We start from the raw sequence: 26,855 nt of genomic DNA, 5'->3' as shown, positions 1-26,855 counted from the left end.
CTCCTCCTATTTTCCTACTTTACAACCTTGAACACTTCTACGGCGACGCATCTCAGCTTCAATGGCATTCAGAACTTCCCACTTATTGAGACTCCACATCGGTCCTATCAGCATTTCGCGTGGAGCATCTCCTGTAATCCTGTGGATGACGATCTCCTTGGGAATGATCTCCAGTTGGTCACAGATGACCGACACGTATTCCTCCTGACTCATCAATTGCAAGCGCCCTTCATGGTAGTCTCGTTGCATCCGGGTATTGGTCATGAGATGGAGCAGGTGCAATTTAATGCCCTGGATATCGTTGTCTGTTACACAACGGCGGACATTCTCCACCATCATCTCATGCGTCTCCCCAGGAAGACCGTTGATTAAATGTGAAACAATCTCTGCCTTAGGGACCTGTTGGCGAATCCGCTTCACCGTTTCCACATAGAGTTCATAGCTATGGGCTCGGTTGATCAATTCAGATGTCGTTTCATAGGTCGTCTGCAAACCCAGCTCAATAGTCACATGCATGCGCTCTGTCAATTCTGCTAGATAGGCCAACGTTTCATCCGGCAAGCAGTCTGGTCGTGTCCCGATGTTAATCCCTACGACACCTGGTTCATTGATGGCTTGCTCATAGCGCTCCCGAATGACATCGACGGATTCATGCGTATTAGTGAAATTTTGAAAATAGACCAAATACTTTTTGACGTCGGGCCATTTGCGGTGCATAAAATCAATTTCTTTGTAAAACTGATCCCGAATAGGGGCATCTGGTGCTACGATGGCATCCCCAGAGCCAGAAACTGTACAAAAAGTACAGCCCCCTCGAGCAACAGTTCCATCACGATTGGGACAGTCAAAGCCCGCATCGATTGGGACTTTGAAGGTCTTTTCTCCAAATAAGGTTCGGTAATAATCATTTAAGGTCGTATAGGATTTCATACCCCTCATTATAGCAAAAAAGCAGAGTGAACTCAAAGTTGAGTCTCCTCTGCTTTCCATTTGTATTTCTTAAGATCGACACAGCCATTCTTTTTCCGTTCTACCCCTTCTGCCCAGAGAAGCGTGCCTTGCTCTTCCCAATCAGGAGCCAAGCGACCAGTAGACGTCACGACCCGGTGACAAGGATAGGCTACATCTTTTGTAGAAGTTGCCAAGACCTTGCCGACCTGGCGGGCGTGGCGAGGATAGCCAATGAGTTGGGCAATTTGACCATAAGTGGCCACACATCCCAGGGGAATCTGAGCAACGACCCTTAGGACCTTTTCTTCAAATAAATCGTTCATGCTTTACTTCTGCTTACTCTTAAAGCGCCATTCAAAACGCAAACGGTCGTAATAAGGAAAGACCATTTGCAACAGACCAAATCCCAAAAGCATACTTCCTGTTACGTCTGTCGGGTAATGAACCCCAACGTAGACACGAGATACAACAATGGTTACCATACAAAGGAAGAGGGCAATCTGAGCCAGGACTTTTCCGACTTGAGAGGTCATGCGTTGTTCTACAATAATAATCAAACTACCAAATACGAGGGTGGCTGCTAAAGAGTGACCACTCGGAAAAGAATAGCCACCCTCTTGTACCAAGTGTTGAAGTGCTGGACGCGGGCGCAGATAGATGTGTTTCAGAATCACCACGAGTAATCCAGTTGTAACTAAACTTCCAGTGAGGAGGAGGGCCTCCGCATACCATTTCTTCCAGACAAAGAAGAGAACGATAACGCCAACCCAGGATGCGACAATTGGTGTGTTCATCAGCACTGTCACACGGGTAAAGAAGGCTGTCAAATAGGCTGGAAAATCCCCGCGAATAGCCGATTGAATCGGTTGATCGATTCCGACTAAATTTTCCGGATAAAATTTGACTACATAGCCCAGAATCATGAATAACAAAAGGGCAAAAGAGCCCTTTAGAAAATGAGATTGTTTATTTTTCATAGATTTTAAGTAGGGGCTGCAAGACACTATAGAGCAACCAGAAAGTAGCAGCCCAAATCAGTCCTTCTATTAGATTAAAGGGAACAACCATACTGAGAAGATACTTTTCAACTCCGACCATCTTCGCTATGTCAAATCCAACAAATTTAGCATAGAGAGGGATGGCATAAAAGTAATTAACCAGAAGCATGGAAAGGGTTAAGCCAATGGTTCCAAATAGGCTAGCCATCACAAACCGCACTATGGTTTTCTTCTGATTCCAAATGATTGCAAATGCTAGAACAAAGACGAATACAGCAATCATATTAATCGGCAAGCCAACCAAAGTCTCCGCTCCTCGCCCATTTAGTACCAATTTGAGAACAGATCGAATCACCAGTACCAGAAATGAGCTCTTCAAATCTAACAGAACTAAGGCGAGTAAGATTGGAATCGTACTAAAGTCAACCTTTAAAAAATCAATCCCTATTGATAGTTGATAAAACATCAATAGAAAAGAAAGTGCAGATAAAACAGCCACTAGGGTCAGTTTTCGAGTATTTGTCATCACAGGTTCCTCCAATTTTTACTAAAATTAGAAGAAGTTGGAAAGATTCCCTTAACCTTATTCTATTTCAATCGTTTTAAAGAAAACTTAAACAGTTCCTTAATACTTGACTAATGATGTCAAGATGCTACAAGAAAAAAGCTCGAAGACTGATTTCTTATAAAATCAACAAAATTTCTATCAAGTCCAGCGTCAAAAAGAACAGGTTTGTTCCTCTCTCGTCTTCTCCCATCCAGACTATACTGTCGGTTGTGGAATCGCACCACATCAGCTTACGCTCGCGGACTTCTTTTAGAGTATGGAAAAGGAAAAGACCATTTCCTAGTAAAAGTCACCGCCGGTCGGGAATTACACCCTGCCCTGAAGACCCCTTAATCATAACAAAAAACACCTGCTATTGCAAGTGTTTTGTAATATCAAAAGTTACAACAAGTGGACTTTTGTAAAGAGCATTTGCCCTACTTCAACTTATCTCCATCATACTGATGGACCAGCTCTAAGCCTGCAAACTCCTGTTGTCTGAGGGCTTCATAGACAATCATACAAACAGTATTGGAGACATTCAAGCTTCGAACATGTTCATCATTCATCGGAATCCGAATTGCCTTTTCAGCATGGAGCCGCATAAAATCCTCTGGTAAGCCTTTGTCCTCACGACCAAAGATGAAATAATGTTCTAAATTATCATTATAATTTACATTCGAATAGGTCTGATCAGCAAATTTTGAAACCAGGTGGACCTTTCCTCCAGTTGCAACCTCCATAAACTCATCCAAGCTGTCGTAAAAGCGAACATCTAACTTATCCCAATAATCCAGTCCCGCACGTTTCATCTTTCGATTATCAATAGGAAAAGCCATGGGACGGATGATATGGAGAGGAGCATTGGTAGCTGCACAAGTGCGAGCGATATTCCCAGTATTTTGGGGAATTTGAGGTTGGTAAAGAACTACATGGTTTTGGGATTTGGTTTCTGTGTAAGCTAATTCTTCAATATTCATCACGATCTCATTTCTGGCAAAAAAATAGCCACACTGCCCGGAGTCAAGCTCAGCAAACAGCGTGGTTACGACTTCATTAACTTAACTCACAACAGGTTTGAGGTAAATCAATGAGGTTACTGTATCAGTATACCACTTTCATGCCTCCTGTCAACTATTTCGATAAAAAAATTTCACTTTTTTACATTCTCTTTCATGTATTGAAGAGAATCTGGCTCTTTATGCCCTGTTTCCACTATTAAGAGGTGATTTTTTTTTGAAAATAGAGTAAGATAGAATCATACTTTGGAGGAAATATTCATGAAAATTATTGTAGTTGGAGGCGGTAAGGTCGGAACAGCACTCTGTCGTTCCCTCGTCGCGGAAAATCACGATGTCATCTTGATTGAACAAGATGAAGCCGTTGTTAATCATATTACCAAACGCTACGATATCATTGGTATTGTTGGCAATGGTGCCAACTTTAAGATTCTCGAACAAGCAGATGTGGCCGACTGTGACATCTTTGTCGCCCTGACAGAGCAAGACGAAGTCAACATGGTTTCTGCCGTCCTGGCCAAGAAAATGGGAGCTAAAGAGACCGTTGTCCGCGTCCGCAATCCCGAATATTCAAATTCTTATTTTAAAGAAAAAAATATTCTCGGCTTCTCCCTAGTCGTCAATCCTGAACTTCTAGCTGCTCGCTACATTGCTAATAGCATTGATTTCCCAAATGCCTTGTCTGTTGAGCACTTTGCTGGTGGACGAGTCGCTTTTATGGAATTTAAGATCAAAGAGGAAAGCCCACTCTGCCAGATGACCCTTTCTCAATTCAGAAAGAAATATGGAAACATTATTATCTGTGCCATCGAACGACAAGGTCAGTTAACGATTCCAGATGGGGACTTCACTTTACAAGCCTTTGATAAGATTTTTATGACGGGAAATCGAGTGGAAATTGTGAATTTCCACAATAGCATTCGTCCTCAGGTTGTTAAAAGTCTCCTCCTGATCGGAGCTGGTAAGATTTCCTACTATCTCCTAAATATTTTGGAAAATAGCAAACGGAAGATCGACTTAAAAGTCATTGAAATCGATCAAAAACGAGCAGAATGGTTTAGTCAAGAATTCCCTGATCTCTATGTTATCCAAGGAGATGGGACATCAAAAGATATTCTAATGGAAGAGCGCGCAGGTAACTTTGATGCCGTGGCGACACTAACAGGGGTCGATGAAGAAAACATTATCGCTTCTATGTTCCTAAATAGCGTAGGTGTTCAAAAGAATATTACCAAGGTCAACCGAACTAGCCTGCTGGAAATTATTGATCGGCAAGATTTTTCAAGTATTGTGACACCCAAAGGAATTGCGGTGGACACCATCATGCACTTCATTCGTGGTCGCTATAATGCCCGCTATTCTAATCTTGAAGCCTTGCACCACGTCGCCAACGGTCAAATCGAGACCCTTCAATTCCAGATTCGCGAAGAAAACAAAATGACGGGCAAACCTTTGGCACAACTGAAATTGAAAAAAGGTGTTCTCATCGCAGCCATTATTCGAAACGGGAAAGCTATTTTCCCAACTGGAGATGACCATCTTTTGATAGGGGATCGCATTATCGTTACTACCCTAATCAGCAACATCACTAAAATCTATGATTTGTTAGAGGGGTAAGCCATGAACAAAAGTATGATTCGCTACCTTTTAGCAAAACTCCTTCTGATTGAAGCCATGTTGCTCTGTGTGCCGATTGTGGTTGCACTTCTCAATCTAAAGAACGATTTTGTTGTCAAGGATAGCCCGACTGTCTTTATCTCCCTATTTGCAACCATTGCCATCCTCCTTGTATTGGGAGGCATTGGTTCCTTTTTCAAACCCAAAGATTTTCACATCTATGCCAAGGAAGGCGTTCTGATTGTGGCTTTGTGTTGGATCCTCTGGTCCTTCTTTGGTGCTCTTCCTTTTGTCTTTTCAGGACAAATCCCAAACATCATTGATGCATTTTTCGAAGTTAGCTCTGGTTTTACGACTACAGGGGCAACCATTTTAAATGACGTCTCCGTCCTCAGTCCTTCCCTTCTTTTCTGGCGTAGTTTCACCCACTTAATCGGAGGGATGGGGGTGCTGGTCTTTGCCCTAGCTATTATGGACAATAACAAGAACAGCCACCTCGAAGTGATGAAAGCAGAAGTGCCTGGTCCCGTATTTGGTAAAATTGTATCCAAATTGAAGAACACAGCTCAAATCCTTTATTACCTCTATTTGGCCCTCTTCTTCCTCTTTGTCGTGATCTACTTCTGTGCTGGCATGCCTCTTTATGATAGCTTTATCATTGCTATGGGGACTGCTGGTACTGGTGGGTTCACCGTCTTCAATGACGGGATTGCTCACTACCATTCGACCCTCATCACCTATTTGGTCAGCTTTGGAGTCTTGGTCTTTGGGGTCAATTTTAACCTTTATTACTACATCATGCTTCGCAAGTTCAAAGCCTTCTTAGGCGATGAAGAACTTCGCACCTACCTGATGATTGTCGGGGTTTCTTCCCTTCTGATTGCCTGCAACATTTTCCATCTCTATCATAATTTTGCAGATAGTTTTGAAATGTCCTTTTTCCAAGTCTCCAATGTCATTACCACGACTGGATTTGGTTTTGGCAATACTGTTGATTGGCCGCTCTTTTCTCAGTTCCTCCTTCTCATGCTCATGGTGGTTGGTGGATCCGCAGGATCAACGGCCGGTGGACTAAAAGTGATCCGCTGCTTAATTCTAGCTCGGATCGGGAAGAATCAAATTCGTTCCATGCTATCACCCAATCGGGTGATGACTCTTCATATCAATGGTTCATCTTTAGACAAGGATACCCAGCACAAAATCTTAAAATACTTCGTGGTCTATACCTTGATTACCATCGCCCTCATTGCGGTTGTCAGCTTTGACAGCAACAATTTTATGACGGTTGTCAGTGCAGTCTTTAGTTGCTTTAACAATATCGGACCGATGATTGGGACAACGGATACCTTCGCTATCTTTAGCCCCATCTCTAAATTCTTACTATCAATTGCCATGATTGCAGGACGGTTAGAAATCTACCCGATGTTACTGCTCTTTATGCATCGCACTTGGTCAGATCGCTAAAAAACAAAAAGTTTTGGAGAATTTCCAAAACTTTTTTCTTTGCTCTGAGTGAGACTTCTTATAAAAGTTTGCTCTAACTTAATTTTCGCTTTTCTCTTCTTCTAGGTGGCTCCTCAGACTGAAATAATCTGGAACTGGATCTACTCCAGTCTTGCTCCAGGGATGGCAACGAAGAATCCGAGCAAGCCCCATCAGAATCCCTTTCAAACCATGCCGTTCAATAGCCTGAATCATATAGTTGGAACAGGTAGGATTATAGCGACAGGAAGGCGGAAAGAGGGGCGAAAGAAGGCGTTGATAGAGACGAACAAGTCCAATTGCACATTTCTTCATTATTTTTTCGTCTTTGTCACCGCAAGAGTATGCAATTGGCTGATTTCTTTCTTATTGAGTCGGCGGTATTCACCAGGGCGAAGTCCAGAAACGTCTAGATTTCCAAATTGGGTTCGAGACAATTTATCCACCAAAAGGCCAACAGCTTCAAACATCTTCTTGACTTGGTGATTGCGCCCTTCATGGATGGTCAATTGGACAACTGAGCGATTCTTTTCTGGGTCAACTTTTAGAATCTCGTAGGTTGCTGGCTTGGTTTTTTTCCCATCAATGGTCACACCACGTGTCAAGGGACGCAAGTTTTCTTTATTCGCCAAGCCCTTCACACGCGCAACATAAACCTTATCAATCTCATTACGCGGATGAATCATTTCATCCGTAAAATCACCGTCATTGGTCAAAATCAGGACACCAGAAGTATCCCAGTCCAAACGACCGACAGGATAAATCCGTTCCTTGACTTGAGGTAGCAAATCAATAACAGTTGGTCTCCCTTTATCGTCGGATACACTGGAAATGACCCCTCTTGGTTTATTTAAGAGGTAGTAAACCTTCTCTTCGTTGTAGATTGGTTGTCCTTCTACTTCTACCTTGTCCCCCGACTTGATCGTCGTCGCCAATTCGCGCACTACTTGACCATTTACAGTGACAAGGCCTTGCTTAATCAATTCCTCTGCTTTGCGGCGACTTGCGACACCAGCATGAGCAATATATTTGTTAATTCTCATCAATTTCCTCAGTTCTTTCTGTAAATAATTGGCTTTCTTGACCGATTAACTCAGTCTCTTCAACAATTGGTAGCTCGTCTAAATGGTTAATCCCCATGTAATCCAAAAAGTAATCTGTCGTCACATAGAGATTGGGTCTCCCAATGACTTCCTTCTTCCCATCTTCTCGAATCAACTCAAAAGAAAGTAATTTTGAAATGGCCCCACTAGAGTTCACTCCACGAATATCATCGACTTCAATCCGAGTTATCGGTTGTTTATAAGCAATGATAGATAGAGTTTCTAAGGCGGCACGAGAGAGACTTTGGTTCATTGGCGACTTTGAATACTCGCGTAACAGCTCTGCATATTGGGACTTGGTCACTAATTTATAAGTTGACGCTGTCTCCAACAAAGCCATACAAGAATCCTGATCCTGCTCATACTTTTGGGCCAGTTTTTCTAAACTTTGAATCACTCCTGTAGGAGGAAGGGATAGGAGGTCTGCAATCTGCCTCACTGTTAAACCATCTTCTCCTGCAACAAACAAGAGGGCCTCCATCTCTGCAATTTTACTCATTCTTTAATCCTACTAAAATAATATCTCCAAATGGTTCTTCTTGAAGAGCCTTAACTTCTTGTACTTTAATTAATTCCAAAGTCGCCAAAAAGACTGTAATCAGTTCGTTGACATCCTTGGCTTCCTCAAAAATATCTTGTAGCAAGATTCTCTTACCAGGCTGACACAAGTGACGAACAACATTCATCAGGTCTTCAATTTTATACTCGTCTCGAACAATGGTCGTATGATTTTGTCGAAATTCTTCTTTCTTTTTCGTTAACAATTTTGAAAAGGCCAAGAAAAGATCAATCGTGGTCTTGTCATGGACCAATTCTGCATCATCATAGACTAATTCCGTTTTGGGTTTTGAAAAGTACTGGGCTCTCTCCTCGTGTTGAAGGGCCATCTTTTCACCCAATAGTTTAAACTTCCTGTACTCTTCGATTTGAGACAGGAGGTCCTGCTCTAAATCTTCTTCATCCGTTGCTTGCTCCGCAATTTTTGGAAGGAGACGCCGACTCTTAATCAAGGTCAACTGACTGGCCATCAGCATGTATTCACCAGCAACCTCTAAGCGCATGGCTTGGAGGGTCGTCAGATAGGCCAAGTACTGCTCGATCACCTCAATTAGAGGAACCTCATAAATATCCATCTGATATTTTGAAACGAGGTGTAAGAGAAGATCCAAGGGACCTTCAAAATCCTTTATTTTAATATCCATTACTTATACTTTTCTAGGGTTACTAGGGTTTTTAAACCGAGCTCTCGGGCGATGCTAAACAGATCCATCCCCTGTTCTCTTTGTTTTAAAATGTATTGTTCCCGTAAGGATTGCGCCGAAAGATTTTCAAAACCTTTTTCCAATAGGAAGGACTCTAATTGACGGAAGCCCCACTGACGTGAATAGGCCTTGCCCTTGTTATCAAATAAATAAGTCCCTGTCATCAAATCTGTCAACTCTCCCAGAAGTGCATCCGGGATACGCAAAACCCGTTTCTGTCCTTCTTTCCCTACTCGTAAAACCTGAAAATCCAGTTCAATATCAACGATTTTCAACTGAAGAATTTCACTAGGCAACAAGCCCATCTCGACAATCAATAGGGCAATCAAGCGCCCTTGGGATAGCTCTGACCCTTCCCACAAGAGGGATAAGTCCAATAGTTCTTGATCGTGGCTTTTCGGCACAGAGACTTTTGGAAGGACTAAGCGATGGTAATCCTCGATAACTTGATGTTGATAAAGATAAAACAAAAATTGGTTGACGGCTGAAAGCTTCCGTTTTTGAACAGCTGGTTTAAAATCTTTAATCGAAGCTTGATAAATTCGAAGATTGGTATCTGAGACATGGTTATGAACAGTATCCACGAACTGATCCAAATCATAAGAATAAGCCGTCTGTGAATTTTCACTTAAGTCTTTTTCTTTGATAAAACTAGCTATGTATTCTTTCATTTTTTCCTCATCTCATATTCATTTGAGAAATTGTGCATGAGGGAGTTGATGGCTTTTAAAATAGATTTTCGAGTGATGATCCCTTCAAAGATTCCATCCTCTGAAACAACCGGTAGAAAGGATTCCTCTACCAACTTATGCAAGACTTCCGTCACAGTATAGTCTTTTCCAAGGCGCTCCCCATCCGTTTTTGTCATATGAACGATGTCCATGGATGAAAAGACTTCATCAGAATAATCATGTTTCATTTGGTAAGAAAGAATATCTGTTAAAGAAATCGTCCCTACGTATTTCATTTGATCGGTCACAACAGGAACACGAGTGTAGCTAATTTGACTCAGCACCAAGATGGCATGATCCACATTATGCGTATCAATCAAAACAGCTAAATTGCGCGCTGGAGTCAAAAAAGTCTTTTCTTCTCGGAGAATAAACTCCTCAAATTCCTTGGCGATCATCGATCAAACTCCTTTGTAAGAGGTTCATAGACCTCGTGTTTCCGATTTAAAAATTCAACTCGATAGGAATCTGCATCAATTTCCACTTTAGCATAGAGGCACTCTTGAATAGGCCCCCTCGGTAAACTGACTGACCCAGGGTTCAGAAAAAGGGTACGCCCTTCCTTCCAAGCATCCGGAATATGCAGATGGCCATAGAGGCAGATATCTGCATCTTCTTCCTGGGCCCACAAATCTAACTTTTGAAAACTAAAATTAATTTGGAAAAGATGACCATGGGTTTGAATAATCCGAGTAGGACCCAATTGCGTCACCAGACGTTCGGGGTACTCCCCATAAAAGTCCATGTTCCCTTTGACAACATGAATGCCTTCCCATACAGGGTCGGTACTTTCTAACTCAGAATCACCGTTGTGAAAAATGGCATCGACCTTTCCTTTATAGTGGTTTTTGATTTCTTCTACGATCTGACGATCGCCATGAGAATCGCTCATGACGATAATTACTTGTTCTGCCATGCTGGGAATACCTCCACTAATTTCTTCACGGCTAAAGCACGATGCGATTGTTGATTTTTCTCCTCTAGAGTTAGTTGAGCAGATGTCTTACCTGTTTCTCCTACCAGAAAGAGGGGATCATAGCCAAACCCGTTCTCACCTTTTGGTTCAAAGTTGATATATCCTGGCCAATCCGCCTCCACAACAAGGCTCTCCTTACCAGGACTGGCAACCACTAAGGTTGTATGAAATTTTGCTGACCGATCCTTCAATTCAAAGACCATCGCCAACTCGTGTAAGAGCTTGGCATTGTTCTCTAAGTCGGTCGCTCCTACACCTGCAAAGCGAGCAGACCAGACACCTGGTAAGCCCCCAAGGATATCGACCATGAGTCCTGAATCATCTGCCAACACCATTTTCCCTGTTAGCTGTGAAATTGTCTCAGCTTTTAGGCGAGCATTTTCTTCGAAAGTCATTCCTGTTTCAGCGACTTCTGGAAGATCTGGATAGTCATTGAGATTCTCGACTTCAAAACCCATTTGTTCAAAGATCTGACGAAACTCTTTGGTTTTTCCTTCATTCCGAGTAGCGATTAGCAAGCGATCCTTAAGACCTTCCTGGCCCAAAAAATCTGCAAGTGGAAGACCATTCTTTGGCAGATAAACAGAGAGTAATTGCTCTCCTTCTACAATGAGAAGAGCTCCTTGACGCTGCACGATTTCAATTTTGCGACCTAGTGTTTCCTCAACGATTTGAAAGAGGAAGGTCAAAAACTGCAAACTAGAGGCGTAACGAACAACCGTTACATTTAGGGGAAAGCCCAAATCTGTGTCTCCAACTAGTGATTCTACTAGGTCAACAAGCTCAGAAGCTTCTGAAGAGACTTCACTATATTCGTTATAGTCACTCCGATCTCCCCATTCAGCTAGAAACCAATTTAAGGCATCTTTGTATTCATAAATCTTTTGGTTCATAATTCTACATGCTCCACATGAACGACTTGATGCAACCAAGTCTTGGCAATCGCTGCAAAACTGGCTGCATTGGCCGTTGTATAAAACTGATGGTGGCAGTCCTCCAGTTGACGACTGCGATTAATCTCAAAGTAGTTGAGCAAGACCGAGATATCCCGGACACACTCAGCACCGCTATCAATTAACTGAACCTCTGGCCCCATGACATTTTGAATAATAGGGCGAAGGAGAGGATAATGGGTGCATCCCAAAACCAGTGTATCTACTTTCCCAGCCAAAGGTTTCAAGGTTTCATAGACAACTTTTTTTGTAACACTGGACTGCAACTCATTAGATTCAACCAGAGGGACAAATTTCGGACAAGCTAAACTCTCTACTGCCATTTCTGGTGACAGGCTTTGAATTTTTTTCCGATAAATATCTGAGGCGACCGTCATTGGGGTCCCAATGACTCCAATTCGTTTGCTTTTTGTCGCCTTGATCGCTGCGGAAGCTCCTGGCAAAATCACTCCTAGAACAGGAATATCCAAGGCTTCTTTCACCTCTTCCCATACAACTGCTGTCGCCGTATTACAGGCCAAAACAATCATCTTCACATTTTTCGTTAGGAGAAAACGAACCATCTCCCAAGTATAGTCACGAATTTGATCTGCTGGTCTCGGGCCATAAGGTGCTCTAGCGGAATCACCAATATAGACCACCTCTTCATGGGGAAGTTGCCTCATCAATTCGCGAACAACGGTTAACCCTCCGACACCCGAATCCAAAAAACCAATTGGTCGATTGTCCATCTGCCTTCCTTTCAAAACAAGGGACCAAGAAAAATCTTAAAGTCCCCCTACTTATTTTATTGTGTCATCTGTTTTGCTTTTATTTCTTCTTCGTATTCAAAGATGCTTTTTGTTGATTCAGAATTTGACGGTAAACTTGTTGCACCTTCGCTTCACTTGGACGTTGACCACTAGCTCCCAACAATGTACGAACTGCTTCAACATTCAAACGTGGGTTTGATGCAAATTCTTTTTCAAACTGCTTGCGAAGTAGGTACATACCTGCCAACATTCCACCAAAGAAAGCAAGGATAATCAATAAAATTGTCAAAAATGTAGACATAAGTGTTTTTCTCCTAAATTCAATATTTACACATTTTCTATTATACCAAAAAGGCCCTATTTTTCAAAGTCAAAGCCATACAATGTTGCAAAGTAATCCTCTGGTTTTTCGGCCCGTCGAATGAGACGAGTTTGGCCCGATTCTTCTAATAAAATCTCCGCAGAGCGGAGCTTGGCATTGTACTGATAGCCCATGGAATAACCATGCGCTCCTGTATCATGGATGACCAAAAGATCCCCAATCTCAGAAACAGGAAATTCCCGGTTCTTGGCAAACTTGTCATTATTTTCACACAAACTACCAACAATATCTACTACTTCTGTCTCTCCATCTGGACAATCGAGATTGGTAATATGGTGGTAGGCCCCGTACATAGCGGGACGGAGGAGGTTGACAGCCGAAGCATCTACTCCTAGATAGGTCCGATAAGTCTGTTTCTTATGGGTGACATGGGTGACCAATAGGCCATGTGGTGCTAGCATAAAGCGACCTAATTCCGTATAGATTTTCACTTGATCTAAGCCTGCTGGAACTAAAATGTCCTCGTAAGCCTGACGAACACCCTCCCCAATCACAGCAATATCATTTGGTTGGTCTTCTGGTTTGTAGTTCACTCCAACCCCACCGGAGAGATTGACAAAGTCCAAGGTAACCCCTGTCTTTTCAACCACTTCTACTGCCAACTGGAATAATTGCTTAGCCAATTCTGGATAGTAATCATTGGAGACGGTATTCGAAGCTAAGAGGGCATGGATCCCAAATCGTTTGACTCCTAAATCTTTCAACTCCGTAAATGCTTGGATCAATTGCTCCTTGGTCATGCCAAACTTAGCCTCTTCAGGATGGTCCATGATATCCGTTCCCAGTTCAAACACCCCTCCTGGATTATAGCGACAAGAGATGACCTCCGGTAGTGTCGCAACAGATTGAAGGAAGGCTACATCTTCGTAGGCATCCAAGTTGATAGTCGCTCCTAGTTGACGGGCAAAGACCATCTCTTCAGCCGGTGTATTGTTGGAAGAAAACATAATTTCTTGGCCTGTAAACCCTAATTTTTGTGCCATCAGCAGCTCCACATAGCTAGCACAGTCCACGCCACAGCCTTCTTCTTTGAGGATTTTTAGGATGGTTGGATTAGGGGTCGCTTTGATAGCGAAATACTCTTTAAAACCTGGATTCCAAGAAAAAGCTTGATGGAGGGCACGAGCTGTCTGCCGGATACCAGCTTCATCATATAGGTGAAAGGGAGTTGGATAGGTTTCCGTAATTTGTTTTAATTTCTCCCTGCTAATAAATGGACGTTTCATTTGAAGATTCTCATTTCTATCAATTTTCTTTAGTATATCACAAGTTTTCCAACAAAAAAAGCCGGTTCCCCGGCTCTTTCTATTAATCATTGCGTCCAAAAATACGTAAGATATTGATGAACAAGTTGATAAAATCAAGATAAAGTTCCAAAGCCAAGGCAACTACCCAACCATTGGTTGGTTGACCATTGGATTGTTCATAGACATAACGAATCTTTTGATTATCCCAAGCAGTCAAACCTGCAAAGATAATCACACAAAGGATGCTAAGGACATAATCCATACCAGAGCTTTGTAAGAAAATATTCGCAATTGAAGCAATGATGATACCAATCAAGGCTCCCATAAAGGCTCGTCCCATTCCAGACAAGTCTTTTTTGGTCACACGACTAATCGCTGACATGATGAAGAACATCAAGGCACTGACTACAAAAGCTTTATAAACTGTCGCTTGAGCATAGCGAGCAATGATAAAACTCAAGGTAAAACCATTCAAAGCGGAATAGGTTAAAAAGAGAGGCAAGGCCATGGGATTGTTTTTCACCGATTGTCTAGAAGCGACAAGGACCAAAATCAATTCAACGGCAATGGCAATATAGTAGACCCATGGAGCCTGAATTAGAATATACATGAAGGTTTCTTGGAAAAGGGTCATCATCAAAGCTGATACAACAGCTGAGATTCCAACTCCAACTCCGACTAGAGAATAAATTTTGCTATAAAAGCTATTAAGGCCACTTTGTTCGTGGATAACGGTTTGTTGATTCATAATCAATCATTCCTTTCAAACTTAAATTATTATAATTTTAACATTTTTCGATGGAAAAGTCTCCTCTTTGACCACTTTTTTCTCATTGGTTCTGAGGCTTCTTTGATAGCCCAGTACTTATCGACCATGGTCACGAGGAAAGATTCTTTGTAACGTGGTGGAGCAAGCGTCAATCACCACATGTGTTTGAGGATGATATCCTCTTCTTTTTTATTGAGGCTTGTTATCTTTTTTGCATTTCGTACAGCTATTCGTGGATGGACCCAAGCATGGCTCTTATTGAATTTGACTTGGCGCCAATCATAGTAAAAAAGATCGTGCAGAAGAGCTCCTCTCGCTGTACTTTTGGTATCCCAGCCCATCTTCTTAGAAATGCGGTAACTAGTGTAGCTAACATGAATAGAATGCTCCAAACGATTGGAGTGAATATGATGCGGAATTTCCTTTAATTTTTGAAGTTTTGGGTGTTGAATCAAATGCCCCACTTCAGCCATATATTCTTTATCTTTCTGATACACAAGTCTTACCTCCTTAAATCTAACTAGCTCACTCTTCTTAAATCATAGAAAACATTAAAATCCCTGCTGCAACTGCGACATTCAGACTTTCTGCTTGACCCGGCATCGAGATATGAATCAGCTGATCTGCCTTCTCAGCCATCTGGTCACTAATACCTTGTCCTTCATTCCCCATGACCAGCACAAAAGCAGGGACTTTTTCCACTTTCTTATAGTCAACGGAGTCCTTGGATAAGGTGGTCGCATAGATGGGGAGCTGGCTCTCTTTAATACCTGTCAAGAGTTGCTCTCTGTTTAAACGGATAACAGGAAGATGAAAATGACTTCCCTGCATGGAGCGCAAGGTTTTCATATTATACAAATCCGCAGATTGATCGGTTAAAAACACTCCGTCAAAGCCTGCTGCATCAGCAGTCCGAATCATGGTTCCAACATTGCCTGGATCTTGGACATCCTCTAACAACAAATACCTTCCTTGGGTCAGCTGAAGATGGTGGATCGGATTTATCTTGACTTCAGCCACAATTCCTTGAGGACTTTTTGAATCAGAAATTTCTGCTAAAACCTCAGGAGATACGATGGACACCTTCGCATCTATCTTGATCTTATCTACAAACTCTTCCAAAACAAAGACTTGTTCAATCGGTGCCTGATGATTGACAGCTTCTTCATAAAGATGCCATCCTTCGATGAGGTAGGAGTCTGTTCTGTATTTTTTTTGATGAAGTTTTTTAACTTTTTTAATCCCATTATTGGACTTAGAGGTTATAATATTCATAAGACTATTATACCACATTCACAGGAGGAGCTTCTCCGTCCTGAGTAGGAATTCAATCACAAGGAGAACAAGCATGCAAAAAGTTGAAATGACAGCCCAAGGTCGGGTCCAAGGTGTTGGCTTTCGCTGGGGAGTTTATAGCTTAGCATTAGAAATCGGAGGCATTACAGGTCGGGTCTGGAACAATGATGACGGCACAGTCACTATCCTTGCCGCCTGTGAAGACAATGCCCTCATGGCCAAATTTATCCAAGAAATACGAAAAGGTCCTACTCCTTTTTCCAAAGTTTCTTATCTGGACGTCCATCTGGCAAACTTCGAACCCTACAAAGATTTTAAAATTTCAAATTAAGTCCAGAGAACTATTGTTAATTTGATAAAAAAACAGTAGAATAGAAAGGTATTATTTAAAATTAAAGGATAAAAACTCGTGAAAAAATATAAACGTTATCTACTTGCAGCCCTCAGCTTGTCTGCCCTCCTCCTCTTAACGGGATGTGTCAGCATTGACAAGACGACCAAACAACCGACCGGTTTCGTCTGGAATCTCATTGGAAAACCAATGGGAGAAGCCATCAATTTCTTTGCGACGGATCTTGGACTTGGCTTTGGTTTAGGGATTATCCTAGTAACCGTAATCGTTCGAATCATCATCTTCCCTCTAGGTATTTATCAATCTTGGAAGGCAACCTACCAATCAGAAAAGATGAACTACCTCAAACCGATCTTTGCACCGATTCAAGAACGCATCAAAAATGCAGAGACTCAAGAAGAAAAACTTCTTGCCAACTCTGAATTGATGAATGCCCAAAAAGAAAACGGCGTCAGCCCATTCGGCGGTATTGGATGCTTGCCCTTGTTGATTCAAATGCCATTCTTCTCAGCTCTTTATTTTGCAGCTCAATATACTCCAGGAGTCAACAAGAGCAGTTTCCTTGGCATTGATCTCGGTTCAAAAAGTCTGGCTTTAACCTTAGTTGTTGCTGTTCTTTACTACATTCAAAGCATGCTTTCTCTCCATGGTATCGAAGATGAAAACCAAAGAGAAACCATGAAGAAAACAGCTCTCGTAAGCCCAATTATGATTGCAGTCTTCTCTTTGATGGCACCAGCTGGCGTCACTCTCTACTGGGTAGTCGGTGGTTTCGTACAGATTATTCAACAATTTGTCATCAACTACCTCATCCGTCCAAAATTGCGGAAACAAGTTGCAGAGGAATATAAAAACAATCCTCCAAAAGCTCCAGCATCCAATGGACGTCGCGTTAAAAAGGATATCACACCTACCAATCCAGCCAACGCTCATCGTTCCCTTCCAACTAACGGAAACAAAAAACGAAATGCTGGAAAACAACGCAACCGTAACTAATACATACAAATAGGCTGAGATAATATCTCGGCCTTTTCCATTACTATAAAAAAAGAGGCTGGGACAAAAGTCCTAGCCTCTCAATTGTCTTTGGATTGTCGAGCAAGACGCAGTGGTTGAGTGGGCTCTACTACGCTGCTTTCATCAGCTTTTACAGCCCTACTCAACTGTGCGGAGGTGGAACGACGAAATCGAATTCTAACGAATGACCGATTTCTGTCCCACTCTCTTTTTATTCTGTTTTTTCAACGTTCAAGATTTTCACTTGGTAGCTTCCTGCTGGAGTTTCAATCGTCACAGTATCCCCTGTTTTCTTACCAATTAAGGCATGACCAATTGGACTTTCATTTGATATCTTACCAGCAAAAGCATCTGCTCCAGCTGAACCAACGATGATGTAGACATCTTCTTCGTCTTCACCAATTTCTTGCACAGTGACTGTTTTTCCAATCGCTACTTCATCAACAGCGACAGCATCACTATCTACAATTTCAGCATAGCGAATCTTTGTTTCTAGGCTGGAGATTTGCCCTTCAACAAAAGCCTGTTCGTCTTTAGCTGCTTCGTATTCACTGTTTTCTGAAAGGTCTCCGTATGAACGAGCAATTTTAATCCGCTCTACAACTTCTGGACGACGAACTAATTTCAATTCTTCTAATTCAAGTTCTAACTTTTGCTTTTCAGCAAGGGTCATTGGATAGGTTTTTTCTGCCATATTTATTTCTCTTTTCTATTATTTTTTTCGAACTAAAAAGGTGTGGCATGCCACATCCTCCTTAGTTTGAGCTGCTTTCTGTTAATTTGCTATTCACGTGTTCTTCCACGTTTTTAGTGTGTTCCTCAAAAGTTTTCGCAAAATAGACTTCCCCTGTCTCTACATTTGCGACAAAGTAGAGGTAGTCTGTCTTGCTTGGGTTGACAGCTGCTTCAATTGCAGATAGCCCAGGACTATCTACTGGACCAGGCATCAAACCAGTATTCTTGTAGATATTATAAGGTGAATCAATATTGGTGTCAATCGTTGCGTCTTCTTTAAGAGTCGTCTTCTTGCCTAATTGACCTTGTGCGTACAAGATGGCAATATTACTTTGAAGAGGCATATCTTGATTCAAACGGTTATAAAAGACACTGGCAATATCCTTGCGGTCTTTATCTGTAGCGCCTTCTTTTTCAATCAAAGAAGCCAGAGTCAATGCCTCATTGACATCAATATTTTTAGCTTCCATAGTGTCATAGTAGGCTGAAAGATTTTGGTCCATTGCAGCTAACATTTGGTCTACAAGATCTTCCATTTTACTATCTTTTCCATAACCGTAAGTAGCTGGGAAGAGATAGCCCTCTAAGCGATAGCGTACGCCACTTTCTTTGGACGGCAAGGTTGCGAGTAACTTAGGATATTTGGCTACCATCTTTTCAATAAAGGCATCATCTTGGATGACTTTTAGGAATTCTTCTTGCGTATATGGAGTCTTGGCACCAGATTTGGAGCTCGCATCCACAGAAACCACTTCCGCGATTTGATCAATTGTGTAGCCCTCAGGAATGGTAATTTTTCCTAAGACTGGTGGTTCCGGAGTTTTAGTTCCTTGCTCTTGCAATTTTTGAATAATGGTATCGAGATCCATACTCTTTTGAAGATTGAAATAACCGGATTGGAAGTTCCCATAATTCTTGAACTTGGTGTAATAGTTGAAGAACTGGCCATTCTTAATCAAGCCTTTTTTCTCCAAAATAGTCCCAATTTCACGATTGCTAGAACCAGCAGGAATTTCAACGGTTACAAACTCTGTAGCCTTGGCATCCATAGCGTTTAAGTTAGATTGAACATAGGTCACTGCAAAAATTCCAGTTGCAACCATTAAGACAAAAAGAATTCCTAGAACTGTCAAGACGATCCGCTTCGCAATGGTGTTCTGCTTTTTCTTTTTCTGAACGCGTTGATCCCGATCCTTGCGCGAAACACTAGATACAGGTGTTTCTTTTCTCGAAACAGCCACAGGCTGACTTGAGCTTTCTGATTCTCGAGTTGGCTCTTCGATTGGTAGAGGTGTTTCTTCTTGGTTCTCTTCGGCTACTTCCTGAATTGCAGGAACCTCTGTAACCTCTGGTACTTCTACTTTTTCTACTTCCTCTGGAATCTCTACGGTTTCCTGAACTTCGGACTCTTCCGACACAAGCTCAGAAAGCGCCCCTTCCGTCTCGTCTTCTTGGTTCTCTGGAATAGAAATTTCTTGAACAGGTAAGTCAACTTCTTTTTCAACCTGTACAATCTGTTTATTGGCTTCTTCAAGATCACGGAGAATCCGCTCTTTGAAGCTTAATAATTTTTCATTCTCTTGTTGGTTTTCAGTCAAATACTTGACCCCCCTTGTCATAATCCTTAATATTATATCTTAAAAGGGATAGAAAAGCAATAGGAACGAGGATTGAGGGTCTTAAATCCTATTGATCACTTACTTGATGGGACCTCCCATACTAAATCGTACCAGACTTCCCCAGCATAGTTAGAGGCCGAGCGTCCTTCGTTTACAAAGCCGTTCCTTTCATAATACCCAATCAAGTAATCATGACAGGTCAAACTAACCCCTTCCCGTCCTTCTTCTAAGGCAAGATTCTTCATGGCTTCAAGTAGGGCTTTCCCAACTCCTAAGCCTTGGGCAGACTGAGAAATCGAAAGACTCGTAAGGGTAATAAAACCACCTGGTAGATAGGACTCATCCTTTACTTCTGTTGTAAAAGAGCGGTCATCGACATATCGCTTTTGAGTAACGGGTCCTTCTAGATAGCCTAGGATCTGGCCATCTTTTTCAGCGACCAAAAAGCTAGTAGAAAAAACGTCAATATGTTTTGCAAGCACCGTCTTATCTATTGCCTCTTCTGGACTAAAATTTTCCAGTTCTATGGCAAAAATGGCTTCTAAATCCTCAATCGTTGCGCGACGAATGTTCATTTTTCTTCCTTTCTATAGGGATAGGTGCCACATTAGGTGATAGCCCTCCACTCCTTCTTCCTTATCCTCTATCTCTAGTTGAAAATCATTCATTTCAAAATACGGAATCAACTCTTCCTGGCAGGTCACATGAATCTCTAACAAGGATTCTTGAGCTACAAGAGACTTGAGTGAGGCCAGTAACAAGGTACCAAAGCCTTGTTTTCTAAAGTCTGGAAGAATTTCCAACCACAATAATTTTAAAGAGGGATTCTCGAACTGATCCTCCATCTGAATCAGGCAACTTCCAATCACTTGCCCTTCAAATTCTAAGACCAGGGTCCTAAACCCATTCAGTTCTTGCAACTTCTCTCTTTGAAAAGAAAAATTTTGGGACGTGATCTGCTCGATCTCATCCCAATCATTTTCTTTAGCAAACCGAATCCTAACGCTTGGTTGCATGGTATCTCCTTATTGAACGTTATTGGTCAAGTTCCCAAGTAAACGTTCAAATGAATATTCATAGGTCTGAATATCTCCTGCTCCCATGAAGACATAAACGGCATTGTCATGATCCAAAAGTGGAGAAACGTTTTCAGCTGTAATCACACCTGATTTCTTAATAATTTTCGCTTCTAGATCTTCAACTTTGACATCCCCATGATCCACTTCACGGGCTGATCCATAAATCTGTGCCAAGTACACCGCATCAGCCTGATTCAAGGCATCCGCAAACTCATCCAAGAGGGCAATCGTCCGAGTAAAGGTATGAGGTTGGAAGACCGCTACGATTTCCTTACTTGGGTATTTTTGACGGGCTGCATCCAAAGTGGCAATAATTTCAGTTGGATGGTGGGCAAAGTCATCGATGATGACGGTATCGTTGACAATCTTTTCTGTAAAGCGACGTTTGACCCCGCCAAATGTTTTTAAGTGTTCCCGAACTAAATCAAGATCGAATCCAGCGATATAAAGCAAACCAACGACCGCTGTAGCATTCATGATATTGTGACGTCCGAAGGATGGGATTTGGAACTGTCCCAAATCTTCTCCACGGAAGTGAACAGTAAAGGTTGATCCAGTAGTAGAACGCAAGAGATCACTGGCTACAAAATCATTGCCCTCTTCTTCAAAGCCATAGTAATAGATTGGGGCATTAGCTGTAATCCGACGAAGCTCAGGATCTTCCCCATAGATGAACAAGGCTTTGGAGATTTGTTTGGCATAATCATTGAAGGCATTAAAGACATCTTCTAGGCCAGTAAAGTAGTCAGGATGGTCAAAATCAATATTGGTGATAATCGAATACTCTGGGTGGTAAGGCATAAAGTGACGTTCGTACTCGTCTGATTCAAAGACAAAGTACTTAGCACCTTTGGAACCACGGCCAGTTCCATCACCAATCAAATAGCTGGTATCTGTGATATTAGACAAGACATGGGACAAAATCCCTGTAGTAGAAGTTTTCCCGTGAGCTCCTGCTACTCCCATGCTGACAAAATCACGCATAAATTCACCCAAGAATTCATGGTAGCGTTGATAGGTGTAGCCTTGAGCATCTGCATAAGCAATCTCTACATTATTTTCAGGTTTAAACGCATTCCCTGCGATCAAGATTTGATCACCGGTAAGATTTTCTTCACTGAATGGTAAAATGGTAATCCCTGCCTGCTCTAAACCTCTTTGTGTAAAGTAGTATTTCTCCACATCAGATCCTTGTACAGTGTGTCCCATCTGATGGAGCATCAGAGCCAAGGCGCTCATACCTGCTCCTTTTATTCCGATAAAATGAAATGTTTTTGACATAGTTTCTCCTCCTGCTAGTCCAGATTGGTCACATCGAGTTCTTGTTTAATGGGTCTCGTTTGGATGTTTTGATGATCCTTGTTATAGATTTGACTCTTTTTCAAGAAATCATAATTATTCTTCTTTGGCTTTTCTTCTTGGTGAGACTCTTGAACCGGAAGTTCCTCTGCCTCCTCTAAAAGAATCAATTGCTCTTGTTTCAGTCGCTCGCCATATTTGATTAATTCACCTGGATTTTCTTTTTGAAAAGGAGCTGTTGGCTTCACTTTTGGTATGAAAGAAGGGGTGAATTTTTTCCGATTGGGTTTAGAGGCAATATCTGCTGTTAAATAAGGAGCCGTTCGCTTCTTTTTCAAATCAGCTCGCGCTGCTTCACGCGCCTCTTCTGCGTAGCGATTTGCCGGGCTCTTTTTATCAACAGGTTCCTTGAAATCCGGAGCCATTGGCTGCCTTCTTGACTTGGGCACTTCAAATGGTTTTTGAAGAGACTTTTGAAGGGATTTCTGATAGGGCTGCTCTGCAGTCTTTCCAGTAGCAATCGGCTCCCATTCTAAATAATTTTTATCTGTATACTCTCCAAGAATATTACTAATGAAGTCCCCGTCATCATATAAATTCATATGGGGCATTTGAGTTAGCATGATTTCATCATCTGCTACTTGTGGGAAATGCTTATCCGTCATCCTTCTTCTTCCTTTCGACACTTCATTAATTATAAACTATTCATTTTATTTTTCAAGTTATTCCACCGAAATACCCAAAATTTCCCGAATTTCTTCAATAGAAAGACTAGAGCGCGTTTCGGTACCATCTAATATGGTAGAAACTAAATGACGTTTGCTGGTCTGGAGCTCTTGTATTTTTTCTTCAATGGTCCCTCGAGTGATCATCCGGTAGACCTCAACATTCTTATCTTGTCCCATTCGATGGGCACGGCCAATGGCTTGATCTTCTACCGCAGGGTTCCACCATAGGTCAACTAGAATAACCGTGTCCGCACCTGTCAAATTCAAACCAACTCCACCTGCTTTCAAGGAAATGAGAAAGGCATCTCCTTGACCGGAATTAAAGGCATTGGTCATGTCTTGGCGTTCATTAGCTGGCGTAGATCCCGTGATTTTAAAAGAAGTCATCTTCAGAGCATCCAACTCTTTTTCAATGATATCCAACATACCCCTAAATTGTGAGAAGATCAAGACACGTTGGTTGCCGTCTTTGATCTGCTCTAGCAGTTCTCGAAGGCTATCCAACTTCCCGCTTTCCCCAGTATAATCCTCTAAAAAGAGGGATGGCGTATCACAAATTTGACGAAGACGCATCAGGCCAGATAAGATTTCCATCTTACTGCGATTGAGTTCCTCTTCAGAAGAGCTTAGAATGCGGTCTTGCATTTGCTTCAACTGAGCCAAATAGATTGTTTTTTGATCGTCAGCCAATTCATTCTTATAGGTCATCTCTATCAGATCCGGAAGTTCCTGCAAGACTTCACTTTTTTTCCGTCTCATGATAAAAGGCTTGACGTAGTGAGAAATGGTCTCTGGACTCAATTGTTTAAATTCTTTTTTACCGGGAAATAAACCAGGAAGAACAATTTGGAAAATCGACCAGAGTTCCTCCACATGGTTTTCTATTGGTGTTCCCGACAAAGCAAAAGTATGAGGAACATCGAATTTCCGTAAGTATTGAGCAATTTTGGTTTGGGAATTTTTCATGACCTGCGCTTCATCCAAGATTAAGTATTGGTACTGATTTTTTTCGTATTGCTCTACGTCCTGACGGAAGGAAGCATAACTGGTAATCGCTACCTGAGGATTGCTTGCAATAATCTCGTCGCGACTTGCTTTAAGGCCATAAATGACCTCTACTTTCATTTGTGGGGCGAACTTTTCGAACTCCTCTTTCCAATTATAGATTAAACTAGATGGAGCTAAGATCAAAATCTTAGAATCTGCTGTCACAACACTCGAGAGAAAGGCAATAGTCTGGAGTGTCTTTCCAAGTCCCATATCATCTGCCAAAATTCCCCCAAAGCCGTAGTGATTGAGCATGGATAGCCAGCGGACTCCTACTTCCTGATAATCTCGTAGTTTAGCTGTTACTTGCAGCTTACCTAATGGAAATTGCTCTGGATGAATCAAATCATGAGCCAAATGACGAAACTCTTCAGAAAATCGGACATTGTCAGCTGTCTCAAATAACTGGGAGAGCTGGAAAGCTGCAATGCGATTGGTCTGCAACTGACCTGTTTTTGTCTTCTTTGCGCGAAGATTCAATAAGGTCTGACTGATACGCTTGGTTTCTTCATCAAAGATAAGGACCTTCCCTGTTTGACTGATGTAATAGTCATTCTTCTCGATTAAGGCACTCATGACTTGGTCAACTTCAGAAGGATCAATGGAGTCAAATTCAAAACCGATTTCAAGCAGTCGTCCACTGGTTTGAATGTCAATCTTGGGCTTCTCCACCTGATACAAATCCAACAATTTCTCCGAAGCGTCCACCTCTCCTAGTTGTTCAAATAATGGAAGGGTCTGCTGAAAGAAAGGATAGATTTGTTTAGGAAGAAGAGGAGACCGTTTGGTTTGAAAGTGATTGGTAAAACCAGCTGCCAAAATGGTTTCAAAAACCAAACGTTCCTTATCAAAATTACTGGAATAAGGCAGATTCTTAAGTTCTTGGTCAGAGCAAACGATACAATCTTCGTAGACAAATGCTACTTCTAACAACACTTCTCCCTGTTCAGATAAATCAAAAGTAAAGTGAGGTTGAAAATCATGGATATAAAAGTTACTTGGTGCTTTCACCTCACCAATTTTCCTGAATTGCTCTAAGCTATAGGTCAATTTGGTCTGATCTGACAAATCAAATTGAACATGTCTCTTCTGATCACTAGATAGGGGTAAACTCTGAACAGCCTCAATCAAAATCTTTTGCAGTGGGGAGATTTGGTAAAAATGGCCATTTACCAAAAGAAAGCGACCTTCCACCATTTTATAGGAAGCCACTTGGACCTGTAGTTCGATAAACTCCTTCATTTCCACGACTTGGAAAGAAAACAAGCCTGAATCTTCCTGGAGTTCTTGAAAGAAAACTTCCTGATAGGTATCCATCCCGACTTCAAGGGTAAAGGACGGTAAATCCATCAATAATTGCACAGCCTCTTCAAAGAAGCTCATTGGAAAGTAAAGGTGACGGCCTCCATTTGGAAAGAATAGAGCATCATGTACCGTGTCCCCCGATAATAACCCTTCTAAGAATCGTATCAAGGCGCGACTTTCAGGGTCAAAGGCCGCATAGGAAATCGGCTCGTAATAACTTTTCCCAATCGCAAAATGGGACTGCTTTCTGATAGCTTGCAAAAAAGCCACAACATCCCGCACTACATAAGATCTCTCATCCGGTCTGCGATAGATACGAAGGGTCCACAAAAACTGACCGGAATAGTCGTCTACATGACCGGTTGCTGAGAGACCAAAACGGACTTCCTTGCTTTCAATTTTTGGTAGGACTTGATCTAAAAACAAACTTCCAAAAGATACTTTTTCCTTTGTTTCTTGACTTTCTGTTGCATCTTGCTCTAAACCAAGCAAGAGTTCCTTCCCTTCTTCATCATTTTTTAAAAAGGCTTCTCCTGCGGCTAAATGCACACAGAATTTTTTCTTCTGGAAAAACTCACAACTACAAAAAATTGCTTGATCATCTAGACTATAGCGGAGGGACTCATTGTCAATTCTGAAATAGAGGTACTGATTCTTCATTTCCTGTAGGGATACTTTCCCGTTTTCATAGAGAAGGATTCCTTCTGAACGGATTTTCCCAGGAATTAATTTTGCCATATTTACCACCTTATGTTTATCCCTTTATTATATCATATCCCCTCTAAAATAGAAAAAAAAGACAAAGAATTGTGAAGAATTCAATGCCTGATTTTACTATCACCTACTCCACTTTTCTTTTTCCATTCAAATTAAAGAAGAGTTATTCTTAGAAACTTCCCTTAGGTGAGTACGGACGTCATGGAACTTCTATGAAGTTCCATGACTTAGTTTTGGACCCAAGGTTCCAAAACTCCCGAGTGCTAGAAACAATCTTGTTTCTAGCACTTTTCTCACGGCGGAAAGTTTCAGATCTACTTGAATGACTCCAAAAATAAAAGTCATTATTTGAAAAATAGCTAGCTATTTTATGTTAATAATGGTTTGTTTACATTCTAAAAGGAACACCAAGTGTGTTCCTTTTATTTTATTCTCTTATAGCCTTCTTTTTTGAAATTTTTGATATGTTCTGAATAGTTGGCCAGTTCTCCAAACGTTTTTTTCTCATCGTTGGCTTTATTTAAGGCTTCAATATCTAAGTCTTGGTAGACGATCTTGGTATGAATCATCAGTCCACCCTCTTTCGTCCGACTCACATCTGTTGTATAGCCCGAAATTCCTTTTTTAGGTTCAACAATTTCTTTTTTAATATATTCGAACTCAGAGTCATCTTCAATATTTACATTAAAATTATCAGCCCAAAACTCTTCAGAGATCATTTGATTGGCTCTATGTCGAATCGTCACTCGAAGAAGAATGTCTTTATCTTTTTTCTCATAGGTTTCTTCTCTTTCAACGCTACAAGCTGTCAGTCCCAGAAATACTATAAATATGACTACAAGCAGGAGTCCTTGTTTCAAGGTTTTCATAAA

The 26,855-nt window shown here is 41.6% G+C and carries 30 protein-coding genes, 1 pseudogene and 1 riboswitch; of the genes and pseudogenes, 4 read left to right on the top strand and 27 right to left on the bottom strand.

Annotation, left to right across the window (positions count from 1 at the left end; genetic code table 11):
* Positions 1–6: 6 nt before the first annotated feature.
* From I2D56_RS04620 to I2D56_RS04600, 5 genes are all read right to left on the bottom strand, one after another.
* A complete protein-coding gene (locus I2D56_RS04620; protein ID WP_195348069.1) occupies positions 7–939 on the bottom strand; it encodes a TIGR01212 family radical SAM protein in 933 nt (310 codons plus the stop codon).
* A gap of 23 nt (positions 940–962) precedes the next feature.
* Complete coding sequence (locus I2D56_RS04615; protein ID WP_126404689.1) at positions 963–1,274, bottom strand: MGMT family protein; 312 nt, start codon at positions 1,272–1,274, stop codon at positions 963–965.
* Positions 1,275–1,277: 3 nt separating this feature from the next.
* Positions 1,278–1,928 (bottom strand): phosphatase PAP2 family protein, encoded by a 651-nt coding sequence (locus I2D56_RS04610; RefSeq protein WP_195348068.1) that lies wholly within the window; start codon positions 1,926–1,928, stop codon positions 1,278–1,280.
* Positions 1,918–2,475: an ECF transporter S component gene (locus I2D56_RS04605; protein WP_154853572.1), complete on the bottom strand. Its 558-nt coding sequence runs from the start codon at positions 2,473–2,475 to the stop codon at positions 1,918–1,920. Before I2D56_RS04605 ends, I2D56_RS04610 begins: the two co-directional genes overlap by 11 nt.
* Before the next feature lie 216 nt (positions 2,476–2,691).
* A riboswitch (FMN riboswitch) is annotated at positions 2,692–2,847 on the bottom strand.
* Between the two features lie 86 nt (positions 2,848–2,933).
* Positions 2,934–3,476 (bottom strand): tRNA (cytidine(34)-2'-O)-methyltransferase, encoded by a 543-nt coding sequence (locus I2D56_RS04600; protein WP_154853575.1) that lies wholly within the window; start codon positions 3,474–3,476, stop codon positions 2,934–2,936.
* Positions 3,477–3,776: 300 nt separating this feature from the next.
* Between I2D56_RS04600 and trkA the strand changes: the two genes are divergently transcribed.
* Entirely contained in the window at positions 3,777–5,132 is a 1,356-nt protein-coding gene (gene trkA / locus I2D56_RS04595) for a Trk system potassium transporter TrkA (RefSeq protein WP_006595793.1), read from the top strand.
* A gap of 3 nt (positions 5,133–5,135) precedes the next feature.
* Positions 5,136–6,596: a TrkH family potassium uptake protein gene (locus I2D56_RS04590; RefSeq protein WP_195348067.1), complete on the top strand. Its 1,461-nt coding sequence runs from the start codon at positions 5,136–5,138 to the stop codon at positions 6,594–6,596.
* Between the two features lie 78 nt (positions 6,597–6,674).
* Here I2D56_RS04590 and yidD read toward each other — a convergent pair whose 3' ends face one another.
* The 14 genes and pseudogenes from yidD to I2D56_RS04520 all read right to left on the bottom strand — a co-directional run bounded on the left by yidD (position 6,675) and on the right by I2D56_RS04520 (position 16,064).
* Positions 6,675–6,929, bottom strand: a complete 255-nt coding sequence (gene yidD / locus I2D56_RS04585) for a membrane protein insertion efficiency factor YidD (protein WP_129822381.1) — start codon at positions 6,927–6,929, stop codon at positions 6,675–6,677.
* Positions 6,929–7,657 carry a pseudouridine synthase gene (locus tag I2D56_RS04580; protein WP_023024093.1) on the bottom strand — a complete coding sequence of 243 codons (729 nt, stop codon included), beginning with the start codon at positions 7,655–7,657 and terminating at the stop codon, positions 6,929–6,931. Before I2D56_RS04580 ends, yidD begins: the two co-directional genes overlap by 1 nt.
* Positions 7,647–8,216: an SMC-Scp complex subunit ScpB gene (gene scpB / locus I2D56_RS04575; RefSeq protein WP_023027150.1), complete on the bottom strand. Its 570-nt coding sequence runs from the start codon at positions 8,214–8,216 to the stop codon at positions 7,647–7,649. Before scpB ends, I2D56_RS04580 begins: the two co-directional genes overlap by 11 nt.
* A complete protein-coding gene (locus tag I2D56_RS04570) occupies positions 8,209–8,919 on the bottom strand; it encodes a segregation/condensation protein A (RefSeq protein ID WP_129822382.1) in 711 nt (236 codons plus the stop codon). Before I2D56_RS04570 ends, scpB begins: the two co-directional genes overlap by 8 nt.
* Complete coding sequence (gene xerD / locus I2D56_RS04565) at positions 8,919–9,650, bottom strand: site-specific tyrosine recombinase XerD (protein WP_048688302.1); 732 nt, start codon at positions 9,648–9,650, stop codon at positions 8,919–8,921. Before xerD ends, I2D56_RS04570 begins: the two co-directional genes overlap by 1 nt.
* Complete coding sequence (gene cbpB, locus I2D56_RS04560) at positions 9,647–10,108, bottom strand: cyclic-di-AMP-binding protein CbpB (RefSeq protein ID WP_048715404.1); 462 nt, start codon at positions 10,106–10,108, stop codon at positions 9,647–9,649. The genes xerD and cbpB overlap by 4 nt, the downstream gene beginning before the upstream one ends.
* Positions 10,105–10,626 (bottom strand): metallophosphoesterase, encoded by a 522-nt coding sequence (locus tag I2D56_RS04555; protein ID WP_048688308.1) that lies wholly within the window; start codon positions 10,624–10,626, stop codon positions 10,105–10,107. Before I2D56_RS04555 ends, cbpB begins: the two co-directional genes overlap by 4 nt.
* Complete coding sequence (locus I2D56_RS04550) at positions 10,611–11,579, bottom strand: nucleoside-triphosphate diphosphatase (RefSeq protein ID WP_048688311.1); 969 nt, start codon at positions 11,577–11,579, stop codon at positions 10,611–10,613. The genes I2D56_RS04555 and I2D56_RS04550 overlap by 16 nt, the downstream gene beginning before the upstream one ends.
* Positions 11,576–12,370 carry a glutamate racemase gene (gene racE / locus I2D56_RS04545; RefSeq protein ID WP_006595783.1) on the bottom strand — a complete coding sequence of 265 codons (795 nt, stop codon included), beginning with the start codon at positions 12,368–12,370 and terminating at the stop codon, positions 11,576–11,578. The genes I2D56_RS04550 and racE overlap by 4 nt, the downstream gene beginning before the upstream one ends.
* 79 nt (positions 12,371–12,449) lie before the next feature.
* Positions 12,450–12,692, bottom strand: coding sequence for a YneF family protein (locus tag I2D56_RS04540; protein ID WP_006595782.1), 243 nt, complete (start codon positions 12,690–12,692; stop codon positions 12,450–12,452).
* 56 nt (positions 12,693–12,748) lie between these two features.
* Positions 12,749–13,999, bottom strand: coding sequence for a diaminopimelate decarboxylase (locus I2D56_RS04535; protein ID WP_154853591.1), 1,251 nt, complete (start codon positions 13,997–13,999; stop codon positions 12,749–12,751).
* Between the two features lie 82 nt (positions 14,000–14,081).
* Positions 14,082–14,768: a Bax inhibitor-1/YccA family protein gene (locus I2D56_RS04530; protein ID WP_129270194.1), complete on the bottom strand. Its 687-nt coding sequence runs from the start codon at positions 14,766–14,768 to the stop codon at positions 14,082–14,084.
* A 29-nt stretch (positions 14,769–14,797) separates the two neighbouring features.
* Positions 14,798–15,262 (bottom strand): annotated as a pseudogene (locus tag I2D56_RS04525) (HDIG domain-containing metalloprotein).
* Positions 15,263–15,323: 61 nt separating this feature from the next.
* Positions 15,324–16,064, bottom strand: a complete 741-nt coding sequence (locus I2D56_RS04520; RefSeq protein WP_023024117.1) for a TrmH family RNA methyltransferase — start codon at positions 16,062–16,064, stop codon at positions 15,324–15,326.
* 73 nt (positions 16,065–16,137) lie between these two features.
* Here I2D56_RS04520 and I2D56_RS04515 point away from each other — a divergent pair, with 73 nt between their 5' ends.
* Both I2D56_RS04515 and yidC read left to right on the top strand, forming a co-directional pair.
* The gene (locus I2D56_RS04515; RefSeq protein ID WP_023024118.1) at positions 16,138–16,416 is read left to right on the top strand and encodes an acylphosphatase; all 279 of its coding nucleotides are present in this window, start codon (positions 16,138–16,140) and stop codon (positions 16,414–16,416) included.
* Between the two features lie 78 nt (positions 16,417–16,494).
* Positions 16,495–17,433: a membrane protein insertase YidC gene (gene yidC, locus I2D56_RS04510; protein ID WP_195348066.1), complete on the top strand. Its 939-nt coding sequence runs from the start codon at positions 16,495–16,497 to the stop codon at positions 17,431–17,433.
* Positions 17,434–17,665: 232 nt separating this feature from the next.
* Here yidC and greA read toward each other — a convergent pair whose 3' ends face one another.
* From greA to I2D56_RS04470, 8 genes are all read right to left on the bottom strand, one after another.
* On the bottom strand, positions 17,666–18,148 hold the full coding sequence (gene greA / locus I2D56_RS04505; RefSeq protein ID WP_006595775.1) for a transcription elongation factor GreA: 483 nt from the start codon (positions 18,146–18,148) through the stop codon (positions 17,666–17,668).
* Between the two features lie 61 nt (positions 18,149–18,209).
* Positions 18,210–19,820 carry an endolytic transglycosylase MltG gene (gene mltG, locus I2D56_RS04500; RefSeq protein ID WP_193775110.1) on the bottom strand — a complete coding sequence of 537 codons (1,611 nt, stop codon included), beginning with the start codon at positions 19,818–19,820 and terminating at the stop codon, positions 18,210–18,212.
* Positions 19,821–19,882: 62 nt separating this feature from the next.
* A complete protein-coding gene (locus I2D56_RS04495) occupies positions 19,883–20,383 on the bottom strand; it encodes a GNAT family N-acetyltransferase (protein WP_129822386.1) in 501 nt (166 codons plus the stop codon).
* A gap of 12 nt (positions 20,384–20,395) precedes the next feature.
* The gene (locus I2D56_RS04490; RefSeq protein ID WP_129822387.1) at positions 20,396–20,824 is read right to left on the bottom strand and encodes a GNAT family N-acetyltransferase; all 429 of its coding nucleotides are present in this window, start codon (positions 20,822–20,824) and stop codon (positions 20,396–20,398) included.
* Between the two features lie 9 nt (positions 20,825–20,833).
* Positions 20,834–22,168: a UDP-N-acetylmuramate--L-alanine ligase gene (gene murC / locus I2D56_RS04485; RefSeq protein WP_006595771.1), complete on the bottom strand. Its 1,335-nt coding sequence runs from the start codon at positions 22,166–22,168 to the stop codon at positions 20,834–20,836.
* Between the two features lie 14 nt (positions 22,169–22,182).
* The gene (locus I2D56_RS04480; protein ID WP_023027160.1) at positions 22,183–22,851 is read right to left on the bottom strand and encodes a hypothetical protein; all 669 of its coding nucleotides are present in this window, start codon (positions 22,849–22,851) and stop codon (positions 22,183–22,185) included.
* 57 nt (positions 22,852–22,908) lie between these two features.
* A complete protein-coding gene (locus I2D56_RS04475) occupies positions 22,909–26,004 on the bottom strand; it encodes a DEAD/DEAH box helicase (RefSeq protein WP_195348065.1) in 3,096 nt (1,031 codons plus the stop codon).
* 401 nt (positions 26,005–26,405) lie between these two features.
* Positions 26,406–26,852, bottom strand: coding sequence for a hypothetical protein (locus tag I2D56_RS04470; RefSeq protein ID WP_195348064.1), 447 nt, complete (start codon positions 26,850–26,852; stop codon positions 26,406–26,408).
* Between the last annotated feature and the right edge of the window lie 3 nt (positions 26,853–26,855).

Source organism: Streptococcus australis (assembly GCF_015553625.1).
In the GTDB taxonomy this organism is placed as follows: domain Bacteria; phylum Bacillota; class Bacilli; order Lactobacillales; family Streptococcaceae; genus Streptococcus; species Streptococcus australis_B.
Note: the sequence above shows the minus strand (reverse complement) of the source record. Positions and strands in the feature narration are given on the sequence as shown.